This is a genomic window from Candidatus Krumholzibacteriota bacterium, from assembly GCA_016931295.1.
Lineage (GTDB): Bacteria > Krumholzibacteriota > Krumholzibacteriia > Krumholzibacteriales > Krumholzibacteriaceae > JAFGEZ01.
Window position 1 is genome coordinate 83,721 of record JAFGEZ010000015.1, and the last position, 15,285, is coordinate 99,005.

The window sequence follows — 15,285 nt, forward strand, 5'->3', positions numbered from 1 at the left end:
ACTCTTTCCAATAGAACCCATGGGACAAGTTTCCAGTCAATCGAAGCATCATCAGGAAAAGAAGAATCAACTCTTCTTGAACGACGGCACAAAGAAAAGAATGCCGCCAACCAGTATCGATGCCACTCCTGCCCAGAGGGGTACATTGACTGTGTGCTTTTCCTGAACCGACAGCTCGAGCGAACCCAATTTGGCTTCATGCGTATCCCCGGCATAGACGAATTTGCCATAAACGAGGCCTAAGACACCTGCTATGATCAGCACTATCGCCAGAATCTTGAAAGCGCTCACAATATCACCTCCTCTGAAAATACCACCGTGTTCGCCGATACGAGTCGCGCGGCCGGGTTCAGCGTTATCGATACACCCCGTAGAATACGGCGCGTACGACCCCGATACCTCTTCCCGCAGAAACATCACGGGGAGGCTATACTCGCCTTCCCTGGATGAGTCGTATGATTATCACCACAAGCGCGATAGCCAGGAGAACGTGAAGAACTCCCCCAAAAGTATGCGCTGTGAGCAATCCGACCAGCCAAAGGATCAACAGAATTATCCCTATAGTCCAAAGCATTTCGGAATCACCTCCTTCTGCCGCATGAGTGCATCATGAATTGAACTCCCTCTTTCCTCCGAAGCCTGCGAATCCGTGACCTCGTATTCATGAGAGTGTCGCTCAGCTACCCTTGACGAGAACGATCTTCTTGAACCTTTCCAACGAACCGTTTTTCAGGAACACTACTCTGCCGTCATTTTCCAGCACCTTTTCTACAACTGAATCGACCGCATCATCGAATTCATCCTGAATATCCAACTCTTCTGAGACGAAAAAATATGAACCCGCTTTACGGATAGCGCCCTTCAAAGAATAATCTTCTTCTACGAACAAGGTGTCTCCAGCCGTTGATCTGATTGATTTTGCCACCGCATTGATACCGGAAACGACGTTCTTTGCCCTTTCCGCAGTCTCCAGGTTGTATGCTGATTGTGCCCGCGAACCTGCCATTGCCCTCTTGACGATAGCCCATGTGATCTTCCCCAGATCGGATGGAGAAGCCGCGATATAATCTCCTTCGACCCTGCCCAGTAAAACGTCCCGATGAGATGTCACCTCGTCAAAGATGGAAAGGTCGCTCCTGCTTCCGACAACGATGAATTGAAGAGGGTCTTGCAATAGATAGTGATCAAAGTGCTGATCCGCCTTCGTGATAAATTCCTTCAATTCGCTGTCTGTAACAGGCGGAGCCGCGTCGTCCTTTATGCCCGGCGAGGAACTGATAGGGAACAGCTCGTTCTGGATATCGGTGAGACCGTCACGAAAAGCCTCATAAAGCCTGCTGGCAGAACCGCTCAAGGAGAGGACGTAATAATGTGTGGACAGTCTCATGATCCATTCCCTTACCGGTAATATATCAAGAGGTTGCGCGAATAATTCGCGTAACGACTTACCGCTTCAATAGCCTCAAGCATTCCCAGCCGGAATGACTTGTTTTGTGCTTTGAACGCCCGAAACGCGGCGGACGATAGAGCACCGTCATTCCTGTGTTCATGTCCTGCAGGGCATAGGCAGGATCGTCGGCGCAATCACAGTGTTCAATGGATGACTGTGGCTTATCTTTCAATGCAGTCAACGAACGATCATAGATACTGTCGACGGCGCTCAAATATCGCTCGACGCGATCCACATCGTAAACTGCCACGGTAACGGCGGTCTGAATCTTTTCAGCCAGCCTGCCGAACGCATCTTGTGCGAAGGTGTTCGCGAACGAGAGGACATCTCCTTCATCAAGGCCGATATCCAATTGCTCAAAAGAGTGGAGATCGAAGTACGACAGGTGAAGATTGTCAGGCGAAGCGACGATGTAGCGAGCGTAAGGAGCAAGCGCGCCGATAGTATGAGGAGTGCCGCCGAAACAAGTGGAAAGAACAACGAGATCGACTTTCCCTGAATCATTCGTGATGCGATCGAGCCCCTCCGCAAGATCATCCACCGTAAACATCTTTTTCCTGTAGGACGCGTCGTATCCGGCCACGCTGAATTCGGGGATCTCGTGCCCGAAGTACAGGAACAATCTCACCAGATCAGGCGATTCCTTCGCGTGAAAACTGTTATATAGTTCTATCTCGGGGGCGAAACGAGATTGTCCCTGGTCGCGCCAGTAGGATTCTTCTGCGAGAAGGCGGCCATTCCGGTAGTAGTACAGATTTCCGTCACGTCGGGGGAAGAAAATCAGGAAATGTCTCCTGTGTTTCTCGTGAAAAATGAACACCTCGGCTTGTTTGTTCTTTTCCGCAACCGCTTTCGCCTTCGCGAGTGTCACCTCGTCTGCTCTGTGCGCGTTGCCGTCTGAATCATGATAGAGGTAGCTGCCGTCCCCGTGGATTATGAATACAATTGAATAGCGTGGAGGAAGACTGCCATCATCGCCCGTCAGGCTGGGGCGTTGAGCTGGAGGAATGGAGCTGCACGAAAAGAGGATCAACGCGAGCGCCACGCATGTGATGTTCTTCATGGCGCATGAGTATGTATGCGTGGTGCTCGCGAAAGGTTTATAGGATTGGCTTCTCATGCAAAGTTCCTGATTTGCCCTCGATGTGCGACTAGCCCGCAACAACGACCATTTTGACGACTATCAAGTAACAAGAATTATCAGGATGACTATCAGGAGTGCCGTGACGACACCCATGGTAATCGTCTTGTCGGCCTGTTCCATATCCTGCATGACGTAATCGGAGAAAGTGTCGAGTTGGTCATCGGGAACACGTTCATACCCGTTGTTGCCCGCGAGCTCGTCTGTTTTCTCCTGGATCGAGGTCCTGAAGTGACCCATGTTTTCGCGATCGGCCTCGGAAACAAGGGATGAGTTCTCGACCCTTTCCAGCGCCTTGGACATTCTCTGCAGTTCGATGTTGAGAATCTCACGCTTCTGTGATGGATCGTCTGTCGCTTTCACTTTGCAGACGGTGTCGTTGAAATATCCCTGCACTCTTTCCTGTCCCATCGCGATTCCCGCGTAAGCCAGGACAAATGTGAGTACAAATACTCCCAAAACCATTCGTTTGAACATCATGACCCCTTTCGAAATACAATATGGAAAGGATTTACCTGCTCTACCTCAACGGCCTGTCCACCCTCCTTTCACGACATTGTTTATTTGGATGCCCTTTGTATGAAATATACCTGTAGATTGCGTAAGCGTAAATCGGCCAAGGGGATGAAAAAGGAGCTAGTTCCTAGGCACGAGTCTTTTCATGTTCGAGCGGGGAATAGAAATCTGAATCCGCCAAATCGGATCTATGGTCTGTCCTTGCGGGGGTAGGCTGCTATTTGCAGGCGTGTATTGAGCGACAGTTTTTCCAATATATTGTGTACATGGCTTTTGACGGTATAGGTGGCGATATGCAGGCTCTCGGCGATTTCCTTGTTGCTCATGCCCTCGTAAATCAGGGCGATGACATCTCGTTCACGGCTGGTCAACTTTATTGAATTGTCAGAGAAGTGGGTGCCGGTTTTGAGCGCGGATTCGACGATCTGCGCGAAGAGTGAATTGGTCAAACCCGGTGGAAGCACTTTTGAACCCGCCAGAACGGCCCTGATGGTATCAATGTAATCTTCCGGCGTGGCGCTCTTGAGGATGAAGCCGCTTCCGCCGGCTTTCACGAACTCGACTATATCGAGCTGTTCAGGAAATATATCCATTGCGATGAGCTTTGCGGTCGGAACTTCCGCAATCAGCGTTTTCATCAACCCCAGGCTGTCCGCTTTTTCCAGCCCCAGATCCAGAAGAATGACGTCGGGGAGGGAATCGGTCGTTTTCAACTGGTTCAGCACATTGCCGTCTTCAGATCGCGCGATGACTTGGAAATCGCTCTGGCTTTCGAGCATCGCGGCGATGCCTTCCCTCAGGAGACGGTTGTCTTCGATAAGCAGGATTCGAATTTTTGCCAATGTAATCCCCCCCTCAGTGAAGGATTATTCGTATGCCGTAGGAGATTTGCTAAAGGGTTCGCTTTAAACCGCATCACGGAGCTATGACGCTGTTCCACCGTAATGGGTTCGATTGGAGATTATAGCGGCCGATTCATGATTCGTCAATTATCTTATCAGGACGATCTTCTTCGTCTGGTGCAGGTTGCCGGCGTCGAAGCAGCAGAAATACATGCCGCTGGCAGCTTCACGGCCGGAAGAATCTCGGCCATCCCAGTGTTCTCTGTGTGCCCCCGCTTCGCGATCTTCATTCAACAGCTCCCGGGCAAGCCTGCCCGAGACGTCGTAGATGCGGAGGGCGACACGCATCCGGGCGTCAAGGCTGAACGATATGGTCGTGCTTGGATTGAAGGGATTCGGATAAATCTCTCCGAGACCCGTAGCTGCTGGAACGTGATCATTGCCGGTAATGACAACGTCCTGGACCGCCAGGTTCCAGAAAGCCATCCCCTTGTATTCGCAGTTGAGATACGATGCGTGCTCGGCGTCGTTTCCGTAAAGTTCCGGATGAAGGTAGGGAACCTGAATTCCGTCGTACAGGTAAGTCGCCTGGTTTCCCGCGTACCAGCTTTCTATGTCGGCAAAATCGTAGAGCGCCTTTCCGTGAACGGTGCAATAGTCCCGTATCTGGAGGTTCCGCATGTATCTGTTGAATCCGTAGGATCCCTGCTCCTCCGCCGTCCCGGTGGCGTAGACAAAGGTCACGTCCGGATATTCTTGTTCCAGCTGTTCCATCTCACTCAGGTACACATCGACGTCTGCCGTCGTATATGCGTTGAGATGCGTGCACCAGCAGAACATGAACAAGTTGAAGCGTGGATCGGCATCGAGTTTGGCACGTACTATATCTGCCCCTCCCAGCTTCCAGAAAGCGTACGGTTCGGTAAGCCCGTTGGAAGAGCAGAGCGCCTCGTCTTCTTCGCACAGGTAGAGGTAAGTCATACAGACGGCGAAGTCACTGTCCTCAATCCTCCCGAGCCCGACATTGAGCTGCCTGCCATGGGAAAGCCTGATATAGAGCCATTTTACGCTGTTCGCTGCGGCGTGCACCTTTTCCAGGTTTATATCCAGATTCGTGTGCCTGTGATCGATGATCGTGCCTGCGTCGGCTGAGGCCGAAAACAGAAGGATCATAATACTGATTAACAGCTTTTTCATTCCCTGTCCCTCCATCCCTCCAGAGAACCATGTGTTCTTTAGAAACTGCTTTCACCGTGCAGCACCACGTGCAGAGGAGAATGTGATATTTGTCCGGTGAAGTTACCCTCGTAATAAATATACGCACAAAGCATTCACCGGAAAATCGCCCACAGGAATGAAAAAAGAGCTAGTCCCTGAGGGCGAGCCCCCTGCACGTAATCGATCGGTATTCAGGAAGATATCCAATGTGCCATGACCGTGTAGGTCACAAACCGGCAGAACAACGGGGATAGGCGTACAACCGGAGTTATCCACCCTCCGGGCTCAGTCCGCCTGTCGGTCGAACCGCAGCGTCACCGTCGTTCCCTCGCCCTCGCGGCTCTCCATCTCGATCGAGCCGCCGTGGGCCTCCATGATCCGGCGGGCGAGGTGCAGGCCGAGCCCGTAGCCCCCCGTGCCCTTCGTGCGCGACTTGTCCACCCGGTAGAACGGCTCGAAAACGAAGGAGAGCTCCTTCTCGGGGATCCCGCAGCCGTGGTCGCGGACGGTGACGGTCCAGCCGTTTGGGGTATCGGCGAGACCCACCTCGACAGGCCGGTTCTCCGCGGGTGAGTACTTGATCGCGTTGGCGACGATGTTGGCGAGAACCATCCGCACGCGCGCCGCGTCGGCGGTAACGACCGCCGCGGCGTCGGGCAGGTCGAGCCTTATGCCGGGTGCCCGCTCCGCGTACCCGGCGACGACGTTTTCGAGCAGATCGCGGAGATCCGTCTCGCGCAGATCGAGCGCGCCGTGGGCGCTCTGGAGGCGGGCGCTCTCGAGGATCTCGGTGACCATCGCCTCGAGTTCGCCGATGTCGGCGATGAGGTTGTTCCGTTCCCCGCTCTCCTCCATCATCTCGAGCGACACGCGCATCCTGGTGAGCGGCGAGCGGAACTCGTGGCTCACGTCGAGCAGGAGCTGGTCGCGGCTCTCGATCATCCCGGCGATCGCCTGGCGCATCCCGTTGAAGGAGCGGACCATCAAGCCGAGCTCGTCATGGCGGCGCGAGTCGATCTCGAAATCGAGCTCCCCGGCGGCCACCCGGGTGACGGCGTCGTGCAGCACGGCGAGGGGACGCTGCTGCCAGCGCAACCCCAGGTAGATGACGACCAGCATGAGCGTCGTGTAGAGGAGCTGGAAGGCGAGCAGGAGCTCGCCGATGTACGGGATGCTCTCCTCCCGGCGCTGCAGGAGGAACTCGTAGCGGACGCCCTCGCGGAGAACGGCCACCTGCAGGCCGCGGTCGAAGCCGACCCGGACGTTCGGCAGGCCGTGCTGCTCGAGCTCATCGTCGACGAGCCGCGGGATGCCGGCCGCGCTCTCCCACGTGTAGCCGCCGGTGACGATGCGGATTCCGAATCCGAGCCGGTCGGCGATCGTCGCAGCGCGGAGCGTGTCGGGGGGCGAGCCGATGTCGTCGATGACGTAGTTGCAGAGGTTGACGATGTTGTCGGTCTTCCGCCCGTGCCGGTGGGGATGGAGGATGCGCATGTGCGTCTCGACCGTTGCCCAGGAGACGAGGATGTAGCTCGCCAGGATGATGATGAGGATCTTGGCGTTGAGGGAGCGGCGGATCCAGTCGAGCGGGTGGCGGATCACGGCGACTCCTCCCCGATGAACGAGTAGCCGGTGCCCCATGCCGTCTTGATGAACCGCGGCCGCTTCGGGTCGTCGCCGAGCTTCTGGCGCAGCCGGGAGACGGCGACGTCGAGGGATCGGTCGACGGCGCTCCGCTCGATCCCCCTGATCTCGCCAGCCAGCGTGTCGCGGCCGACGGCCTCGCCGGCGCGGCTGACGAGCGCGGCGAGGATGCCGAACTCGAGGTCGGTGAGGGCGACCGGTTCGCCGGCGAGCTCGACCGAGCCGCGGTCCGTGTCGACGGCGAGGTCGCCGAACCGCCGCACGCCGCCGGTGCCCTCGCCGGGGACGGCCCGGTGGCGCCGCAGGACGGTCTGGATGCGGGCGACGAGCTCGCGGGGATCGAAGGGCTTGGGAAGGTAGTCGTCGGCGCCGAGCTCGAGGCCGGCGATCCGGTCGTCGACGTCCCCGCGCGCGGTGAGCATGATGACGGGGACGTCGCCCCGGCCGCGCATCTCGCGAAGGGCCTCGAAGCCGTCCATTTCCGGCATCATCACGTCGAGGATGACGAGGTCGGGTCGTTCTGTCTCGAGCAGGCGCAGCCCCTCTGTCGGCCGCGTCGCCGAGACGACGGCGAGGCCGAACGCGTCGAGGTACCGCCCGAGGCGTTCGTTCAGCTTCGCGTCGTCGTCGATGATGAGGATCGTCGCATCCATCGCGTACCGCTTTTCCCCCGTCAGTTCGAGGCCGCTTTGGCCGTGGTGACGAGCCGGCCGGCGATGCGGTCGAGCTCGATCTCGCCGAGCCGCGCGTCGTAGCGAGCCGTCGAGACGTTCGTTTCGGCGCGTATGAGGTTGAGCTGGGCCTCGCGGAACTGCGTGGAGGTCACCTGGCCAAGGTCGTAGAGCTTGCTCGTCTGCGAGAAGTTCACACGGGCCGACTCGAGGTTGCGTTTCTCGAGGGCGAGCACCGTCCGGCTGTTCCGGTACGACTCGTACGCGCCCGCGAGGGCCTCCTCGAGCTCGAGGCGCGCCTGCTTCTCGAGAAGTTCGCCCGTGCGGACGAGGAGCGAGGCGTTCTTCGAGTCCACGCGCTTCTGGAAGCCGTCGAAGAGGTTGAGACTCACCGCGGCGCGCACGTTCCAGCTCCGGTCGTTCTCGTCGAGCGTCACATCGTAGTCCGGCGCCGTGCGATCGTAACCGTACGAGGCGGAGAGGTCGAGCCGCGGCAGCCAGGCGGCTCGCGCGATCGCCTTGCCGTGTCTCGCCTGATCGAGGGATTCGATGCTCGAGAGGTAGGCGGCGTTGCGTTCCGTCGCCTCGGCGCGCAGCGTCTCGTAGTCGGCCGGTTCGGCGAACTCGACGGCGGTGTCGATCTCGACGTCGGCGTGGACGTCGCGGTCGAGGAGGACGTTGAGGCGCCGTTTCGCCTCGTCCCAGGCGTAGGCGGCCTGGACGACCGTGACGGTATCGCTGTTGAAGTCGACCTCGGCGGCGAGAACGTCGATCGTGCCACCCTGGCCGTAGTCGGCGCGCTTGCGGGCGCGCTCCACGCGCTCGCTCGAGATCCCGAGGAGTTGCTCGGCGATCCGGAGGTTCTCCCGCGCGGCGGCGGCGCCGTAGTAGGCGCCGGCGACCTGGACGAGAATCCGTTCGATCTGGTCGCGCGCGTCGAGCTCCCCCTGCCGTCCGGCGGAGGCGAGGCGCCGGTAGCGGTAGACGTTGCCGAAACCGTCGAAGAGGGTCCAGGAGGCCGTCACGTCGGCGCTGTTCATCGTCATCCGCGACTCCGGCCCCGCGGCCGGGTCGGTGTCGATGTAGTTCGACGAGCCGGTGAGATCGATCCTCGGCAGAAGGCCCGCTCCCCCGATATGCGCGCTGTTGTCCGCGATCTCGGCGCTGTTCCGCGCCACGGCGATGAGCGGGTTGCGCGCGATGGCGAGCGCCACCGCCTCCTCGAAGGTCAGCGTCTCGGCCGCGGCGGAGGCGGCGGCCAGCACCAGCAGGGTTCCTGCGATCGTCAGTCGTTTCATCGGTTGCATCCTTCGTCGGAGGAATCGGGTTCGTTCTCGCGCCGCACGAACTCCTCCTCGCGCACGGCGGGCTCGATCTCCTCTGCGCTCAGCTTTTTGCGCAGAATCGCCCGGTAGAGGTACAACTTCGCCCGGTTGAGCAGAACGAGCATCGAGGGAAGCATGATCAGGGTCAGGATCGTCCCGAAGAGGAGCCCGTATGCGATCGAGATCGCCATCGGCGAGAGGAACTGCGCCTGGCGGCTCCGCTCGAAGACGAGGGGCCCGAGTCCCCCGATCGTCGTCAGCGATGTCAGCAGGACCGGCCGGAAACGGGAGAGTCCCGCGTCGTAGAGGGCCTCGCGGAAGGCCATCCCCCGCTTGAGACGGTTGTTGAAGGCGCTCACGAGGACGAGGGAGTCGTTCACCACGATCCCCATCAGCGCGATGGCGCCGAAAAGCGATAGGATGCTCGTGATGTACCCCTGGATGTAATGCCCCCAGAGCACCCCGACGAGGCTGAAGGGGATCAGCAGGAAGACGATGATCGCCTGTCCGAACGAGCGGAAGGTCACGGCGATGATGAGGAACATCAGGATGAGGATCGCGGGCACGACACGCTTCATCGCGTCCATCGTCTTCTGGTTCTCGTAGCTCTCCCCCTCGAAGGAGAAGCGCACCTCGGGGAAGCGTTCGCGCACCCCGGGCATGATGTTCGCCCCGATGTCGGCGAGGATGTCGGGCACCGAGGCCTTCTCGCTGGTGAGGTCGGCGACGACGTTGATCACCCGCTGGCCGTCGATGTGGTTGACCGCCATCACGCCGCGGCTGATCGCGAGGTCGGCGATCTCGCCGAGGGGGAAGGCGCCGCCGTCGGCCGTGCGGATCCGCATGTCCTCGAGCTTGGCGAGGGTGGAGCGGTCCTCGAGGTCGTAGCGTACCCAGATCTTCACCTCGTCGATCCCGCGGAGGATCCGCTGGGCCTGCCCGCCGAAGAACCCCATGCGCACCTGGTTGACAACGTCCATGGTCGTCAGCCCGAGGGCGTATGCCTTCTCGCGCAGCGTGACGTTCACCTCCCGGAGGCCGGGGGGATCGTCGTCGCTGATGTCCTTGAGCCCGTCCATCTTCTCGAGCTCGGCCTTGAGCATCTCGGTGGCCCCGCGGAGCTGCTCGAAGTTGTTGCTCTTGAGGGCGACGGTCACCGGCATCCCCCAGCGGCGGCTGCCCGCGAAGGAGAGCTCCTCCGCCTCGGGGATCGGGCCGACGGCCCTGGAGAAGGCGACGGCCGCCTCGAGGTTGGACCACTCGCGCTTCTCGCTGCTGATGAGCAGGGCGTAGATCTGTCCGTTGTTCGTTCCCCTGCCGACGCGGCGGTAGACGCTGGTGACGAGCTCCTTCCCGTCGTATTGCCGGCGGTACTGTCCGTCGACCTCGTAGACCTTGCTCTCGATGAAGGCGGTGAGGCTGTCGGTGATCGACGCGGGCGTGCCGGCCGGGAGGGTCAGCGTGATCGAGACGGCGCGTCCCTCGATGTAGGGGAAGAATGTGGTGCGGAGGATGCCGCCCTGCAACGCGCCGATCGTGACGATGAAGATGGCGATCACCGTGGCGATCGGGATGAGCGGCCGCCTCACGGAGAAATGGAGGATGGGCGCGTAGACGCGGTCGCGCAGCCAGCCGAGGACCGCCTCGCTCCGCTTCTCCAGGCGGTTCTTGTTCCGCTTGCACAGGGCCCGCGAGTGGGCGATGTGGGCCGGAAGGACGAAGGTGGCCTCGATCAGCGAGACGAGGAGCACGACGATGACGACGAAGGCGAGGTCGCGGGAATGGTCCCCCATGCCCCCCTGCAGGAAGAAGAAGGTGATGAAGATCACCACCGTCGTCAAGACCGAGGCGATGACCGACGGGAGGACCTCGATCGTCCCCTCGATGGCCGCCTGGATCGGCCGGGCGCCCTGTTCGTGATGCTGGTAGATGCTCTCGGCGATCACGATCCCGTCGTCGACGAGGATCCCGAGGATGAGGATCATCGCCAAAAGCGACATCACGTTGATCGTGAGGCCGTAGAAGGGGGCGAGCATCAACATCCCCGCGAAGGAGATCGGGATGCCGATCGCCACCCAGAAGGAGATCTGCGGGTTGAGGGACAGCCCGAGCAGGAGCACGACGAGCAGGATGCCGAGCAGGCCGTTGGTGACGAGGATGTCGACGCGCTCGCCGATGATCTCCGAGCCGTCCCGGAAGACGACGAGCTCGACGTCGTCGTGCGCGGCGTTGTATTCCTCTGCGTGGGCCTTGACGTTCTTCGCGATGAAGAAGAGGTCCTCCTCGTTCGTGTTGTCCACCGAGACGCGGACCGCCCGCTTGCCGTTGTAGTAGATCCGGTTCGGATCCTCCGACCAGCGGTCGCTGAGCGTCGCCACGTCCCCGAGCCGCACGACGGCGCCGTCCGGGCTCGAGCGGAGGACGTGGTTGGCCAGCTCCTCGGCATAGTAGCCCTTGAGGTTGGCGCGGATGAGGAGTTCCTCCTCCTCGCCCTTGATCGTGCCGCCGGTCGAGCGGATGTTGGCCGCCTGGACGGCCGAGACGATCTCGGCGAAGGTCATCCCGTAGGCGCGCAGGTCGTTTTCCCGGATGGCGATCTCGATCTCCTCGTCGGGAAAGCCGGAGAGATCGACCTTGGAGATCCCGTCCACCGAGAGCAGGTCGCGCTCGATCTGCCGGGCGTGCCACTTGAGGGTCTTGAGGTCGACGTCGCCGGTGACCATGATGTCGATGGCGAAGGTGCGCGGCTCGCGGCGATAGACCGAGATCCGCTCCATCCCCACGGGGAAGGATGAGATCTGGTTGACCGCGTCCTTGACGTCGTCGAGGACGAAGGCGGCATCGTAGTTCGCCAGCACCTGGATGGAGATCGAACAGGCGTTCTCGCTCGACACCGACGTGATCCGCTCGATGCCGGTGACGCCCTTCAGGTTGTCCTCGATCTTGGTGACGATCCCCTCCTCGATCTCCTCGGGGGAGGCCCCGGGGTAGGAGGCGGTGACCATGATCGTCCGGCTCGGCTGCGGCGGGAAGAAGGTGGTGTTGAGGCTCGAGAATCCCACCCAGCCGAAGAGGATGAGGGCGACGATGATGACGTTCCCCAGGAGCGGGTACTTGATGAAGGGTCGGATCAGGTTTCTCACGCTCGCTCGCTTTCTCAGATCGTTACGCGTCCGTCACCGGCGCCGGGTCAGTGTCCTCCCGATCCGCGCACCTTCGCGGCGGGCTGCCGCGCCGGCGCCGGGGCGGGGATCCGCATGCCTTCCTCGATCTCCTCGGGAGGCGAGTCGACGACGAGCAGGTCGCCGTCAAGGCCCCGCACGATCGCGTGCTTGTCCTCCAGGAGCGCCACCTCCACCGTCTCGCGCGAGAGGACCGAGTCGCGGGCGACCCAGACGGTGTGGTCGTCCACGAGGGCGCTCCGCGGGATGCGGACGGCCCCGGCGATCGGCATGCTCTCGATCCGGGCGGTCATGTAGAGGCCGTCGCGGAGTCGCCCGTCGGTGGTCGTGACGTAGACCCCGATGAGCTGCGTGGAGGCGTCGATCGATTCGTTGATGCGGCTGATCGAGCCTGCGAACTCGCCGGGAAGGTCCCGCGTGGTGAGAACCACGGGCATCCCCGTCTCGAGAAGCCTCACCTCGTCGATGTCGGCGAATGCCTCCATCTCGTAGACGGCCGTGGAGACGAAGGAGCCGAGCATCTGCCCCTGCCGGACGAGGGTGCCGGGGTTGATCGCCGCATCCGTCACGATCCCGTCGTAGGGGGCGTTGATCGTGTACTTGTCGAGCGTGGCCTCCATGCTCTTCACGGTATAGAACTGCGTGTAGATGTTCCGCGAGGCGATGTAGTAGCGCTCGGTCTCGCTTCCCGGCTCGGGGAGGGGGGCGAGGGGCCGATCGAGGACGAACCCGGCGAGGTAGTCGCGCCAGCGGGGCTCGCTTTCGGGGAAGTCGATGGAGAGGTCGGGCAAAAGCAATGTGAGCGTATTGAGGAGGCTGCTCTTCTGCGCGAGCACGTTGTTGCGGTAGACGGCGTCGTCGATCCGGATGAGCGTCTCGCCCTTCCTGAAATACGTGCCGGGCAGGAAACGCATCGGCGTCTCGACGAGGAGGCCGGAGACCTCGGCGTAGACGTCGACCCGGTCGAGGGCGCGAAGCGGGCCCGTCAGAAGCAGGGTCGTGCGGACCTCGCCGGGATCGACGGCGAGCGCCTCGATCCGCATCGCCGTCGCCGGGCGCTCGCGCCGTTGCGGCGGCTGACGCTGGCTCTTCAGCACGGTGGCGAGGACGATCCCCACGACGATGATCAGTGCCGCGACCAGGGCGGCGTTGCGTCTGCTCATGCTCTCTTCTCCCGTGTCGTGTCCGTGTGTCGTTCGGGCCGCCGCGCGCGGCGGCCCGTCTGGGTCAATATACACCCCTGCCGCCGGGGGCGTCCCGCCGGAATTGTAAGAATGTGTAACAGGCCCGGAAGGTTCCCGCGGGACGCGCCGGCCAGTCGTTGCCCCGACGCGCCGGTCCTGCTATAGTCTCTCCGTGGCTCATCACCTGAAAGTGCTGCTCGTCGACGCGTCGTCGTCATTCTACCGGGTCGACCGCTACCCGCTCGGGGACTTCTTCGGCCCGGTCGATCTCGGCCTGCACCTCGCCGGCCGGCTCGACAGCCTCAACATCGGCACGGGGCTCCTGGCCGGCTCGATCATCCCCGGCTCCAACCGTCTCGTCTTCTCGGGGTTCTCCCCCTGCTGGGGCGGGTTCTTCGTCTCCTCGATGGGCGGGGCGGGGCTCGTCTTCCACAACCTCGGGATCGATCTCCTCGCGATCGTCGGCACGGCCTGCAGCCCCTCGGTCCTCGTGCTCAACCGCTCGCACGGCGAGGAGGTCGAGGTGACGTTCGACCCGGTCGACGCCCCGTCGGTGTGGGGAGGGGGACGCGGGGGCGTCTACGCGATGATGGACCACGTCTTCGAGCGCTTCGGCGATCGCTACGAGAACGATCCGCGCATCCTCGCCGTCGGCCCGGCCGCCGCGGCCACCGACTTCGGCGCGATCTGCTCGGCGCCGATCGTGAAGGGCGAGCTCACCCACGTCGACACCTGGGCGGGGCGCGGCGGGCTCGGCACGAAGCTCTACCGACGGCACGGGATCGCGGCCGTCTGCTACGGGGGCACCCACATCGAGGAGGATTTCCGCGATCGCGCCGTCGCCGACAGGTGGTTCGTCGACGCCTACGAGAAGAAGCTCGCCGCGAAGGATTTCGAGTCGACGACGAAGTACCGCTTCGATCCGTCCTTCAAAACGGGGGGCACCTTCGGGGTGAACTTCGCCACGATCGGCGGGCGGATGCTCGCCTTCAACTACCGCAGCGTGTTCATGGGCGAACAGGAGCGGGTCGATCTCCACGAGCGGCTTGTCCTCGGTCACTACCTCGCGCAGTTCAACCAGGAGACGATCGAGCCGAAAGAGCAGAAGACCTGCGGCGAGCCCTGCGCGGCGGTCTGCAAGAAGATGCACGGGATCTACAAGAAGGACTACGAGCCCTACCAGACGATGGGGCCGCTGGCCGGCGTCTTCGACCAGCGCGCCGCCGAGATGCTCAACCACCGGGCCGACAGCTACGGCTTCGACGCCATCTCGGCCGGCGGCGTCGTCTCATGGCTCATGGAGTGCTGCGCCGACGGGCTTTTCACCCCCGAAGAGCTCGGGATTCCCGCGGCGCCGGTCTTCTCGCCCGACGGGTTCGACGTCGTCGCCGATTCGATGCGCAACGCGGAGATCGGCGTCGCCCTGCTGGACGGCATCATCGGGAAGCGGGGCATCCTCGACCTCTCCGAGGGGGCGCGCAAGTTCGGGCGGCGCCTCTCGCGCGTGAAGGGGCAGGGGGTGCTCGACCGGTTCGTCTACACGGCCTTCGGCCGGCGGGGCTGGATGGTCCCCAACCAGTACTGGACCCCCGGGGCCCTCTCGCCGATGGCGATCATGGGAAAGTATTACATGTACTACGGCGCCGACTTCGCCCCGCCCCGCGTCCTCGGACGGATCTGCGCGGAACGTTTCCGCACGGAGCTCGTCATGGACAACCTCGGGATCTGCCGCTTCCATCGCGGCTGGGCCGAGGAGATGCTCCCCGAGATCGTCGAGCGGCTCTTCGAAATGAAGGATGCGTTCCTCGGGAACGTGGCGATGACGGCGAGCCGCATCAACAGCCGCAACGCCGGCGTCTACTGGGAGAGCGAGCGCAGCCTCGACTTCGTTTACTCCTTCCTGCGCCGCAAGCGCGACGTGGACGGGGAGACCGCCCCCGAGCTCGGCCACTGGCTCGATCGCTTCGAGAAAAACAAGCAGGAGGCCGGCCTGGACTTCTGGTACGAGATGCACAAGGGGATCCAGGAGTCGCTCAGGGAGTTCTGACGGACGCGGCGATCGAGAGCAGGCGGATTCCCCGATGCGCCGCATTTCAATTGAATGTTCTGATA

13 protein-coding genes are annotated in these 15,285 nt (G+C 61.5%); 1 reads left to right on the forward strand and 12 read right to left on the reverse strand.

Annotated features, from left to right (window positions below):
* Positions 1-66: 66 nt before the first annotated feature.
* From JW876_04925 to JW876_04980, 12 genes are all read right to left on the reverse strand, one after another.
* A complete protein-coding gene (locus tag JW876_04925) occupies positions 67-291 on the reverse strand; it encodes a hypothetical protein (GenBank protein ID MBN1884846.1) in 225 nt (74 codons plus the stop codon).
* A gap of 136 nt (positions 292-427) precedes the next feature.
* The gene (locus JW876_04930; GenBank protein MBN1884847.1) at positions 428-574 is read right to left on the reverse strand and encodes a lmo0937 family membrane protein; all 147 of its coding nucleotides are present in this window, start codon (positions 572-574) and stop codon (positions 428-430) included.
* Between the two features lie 102 nt (positions 575-676).
* On the reverse strand, positions 677-1,387 hold the full coding sequence (locus tag JW876_04935) for a hypothetical protein (GenBank protein ID MBN1884848.1): 711 nt from the start codon (positions 1,385-1,387) through the stop codon (positions 677-679).
* 58 nt (positions 1,388-1,445) lie between these two features.
* Positions 1,446-2,495 carry a hypothetical protein gene (locus JW876_04940; GenBank protein MBN1884849.1) on the reverse strand — a complete coding sequence of 350 codons (1,050 nt, stop codon included), beginning with the start codon at positions 2,493-2,495 and terminating at the stop codon, positions 1,446-1,448.
* A 138-nt stretch (positions 2,496-2,633) separates the two neighbouring features.
* Positions 2,634-3,071 (reverse strand): hypothetical protein, encoded by a 438-nt coding sequence (locus JW876_04945; protein ID MBN1884850.1) that lies wholly within the window; start codon positions 3,069-3,071, stop codon positions 2,634-2,636.
* A gap of 224 nt (positions 3,072-3,295) precedes the next feature.
* On the reverse strand, positions 3,296-3,949 hold the full coding sequence (locus JW876_04950; protein ID MBN1884851.1) for a response regulator transcription factor: 654 nt from the start codon (positions 3,947-3,949) through the stop codon (positions 3,296-3,298).
* A 147-nt stretch (positions 3,950-4,096) separates the two neighbouring features.
* Complete coding sequence (locus JW876_04955) at positions 4,097-5,146, reverse strand: T9SS type A sorting domain-containing protein (protein MBN1884852.1); 1,050 nt, start codon at positions 5,144-5,146, stop codon at positions 4,097-4,099.
* A 306-nt stretch (positions 5,147-5,452) separates the two neighbouring features.
* Positions 5,453-6,769: a HAMP domain-containing histidine kinase gene (locus tag JW876_04960; GenBank protein ID MBN1884853.1), complete on the reverse strand. Its 1,317-nt coding sequence runs from the start codon at positions 6,767-6,769 to the stop codon at positions 5,453-5,455.
* Positions 6,766-7,464, reverse strand: coding sequence for a response regulator transcription factor (locus JW876_04965; GenBank protein MBN1884854.1), 699 nt, complete (start codon positions 7,462-7,464; stop codon positions 6,766-6,768). Before JW876_04965 ends, JW876_04960 begins: the two co-directional genes overlap by 4 nt.
* Before the next feature lie 20 nt (positions 7,465-7,484).
* Complete coding sequence (locus JW876_04970) at positions 7,485-8,780, reverse strand: TolC family protein (protein ID MBN1884855.1); 1,296 nt, start codon at positions 8,778-8,780, stop codon at positions 7,485-7,487.
* Positions 8,777-11,950 (reverse strand): efflux RND transporter permease subunit, encoded by a 3,174-nt coding sequence (locus JW876_04975; GenBank protein ID MBN1884856.1) that lies wholly within the window; start codon positions 11,948-11,950, stop codon positions 8,777-8,779. Before JW876_04975 ends, JW876_04970 begins: the two co-directional genes overlap by 4 nt.
* Positions 11,951-11,997: 47 nt before the next feature.
* Entirely contained in the window at positions 11,998-13,152 is a 1,155-nt protein-coding gene (locus tag JW876_04980) for an HlyD family efflux transporter periplasmic adaptor subunit (protein ID MBN1884857.1), read from the reverse strand.
* A gap of 193 nt (positions 13,153-13,345) precedes the next feature.
* On the opposite strand from JW876_04980, the gene JW876_04985 reads away from it, so the two are divergent.
* Complete coding sequence (locus JW876_04985) at positions 13,346-15,220, forward strand: aldehyde ferredoxin oxidoreductase (protein ID MBN1884858.1); 1,875 nt, start codon at positions 13,346-13,348, stop codon at positions 15,218-15,220.
* Positions 15,221-15,285: the final 65 nt, after the last annotated feature.

What these genes read in the sequence shown, in the direction of transcription:
- JW876_04930 (MBN1884847.1), bottom strand. Translation starts at nt 574, where the DNA reads ATGCTTTGGACTATAGGGATAATTCTGTTGATCCTTTGGCTGGTCGGA.
- JW876_04935 (MBN1884848.1), bottom strand. Translation starts at nt 1,387, where the DNA reads ATGAGACTGTCCACACATTATTACGTCCTCTCCTTGAGCGGTTCTGCC.
- JW876_04945 (MBN1884850.1), bottom strand. Translation starts at nt 3,071, where the DNA reads ATGATGTTCAAACGAATGGTTTTGGGAGTATTTGTACTCACATTTGTC.
- JW876_04955 (MBN1884852.1), bottom strand. Translation starts at nt 5,146, where the DNA reads ATGAAAAAGCTGTTAATCAGTATTATGATCCTTCTGTTTTCGGCCTCA.
- JW876_04965 (MBN1884854.1), bottom strand. Translation starts at nt 7,464, where the DNA reads ATGGATGCGACGATCCTCATCATCGACGACGACGCGAAGCTGAACGAA.
- JW876_04970 (MBN1884855.1), bottom strand. Translation starts at nt 8,780, where the DNA reads ATGAAACGACTGACGATCGCAGGAACCCTGCTGGTGCTGGCCGCCGCC.
- JW876_04980 (MBN1884857.1), bottom strand. Translation starts at nt 13,152, where the DNA reads ATGAGCAGACGCAACGCCGCCCTGGTCGCGGCACTGATCATCGTCGTG.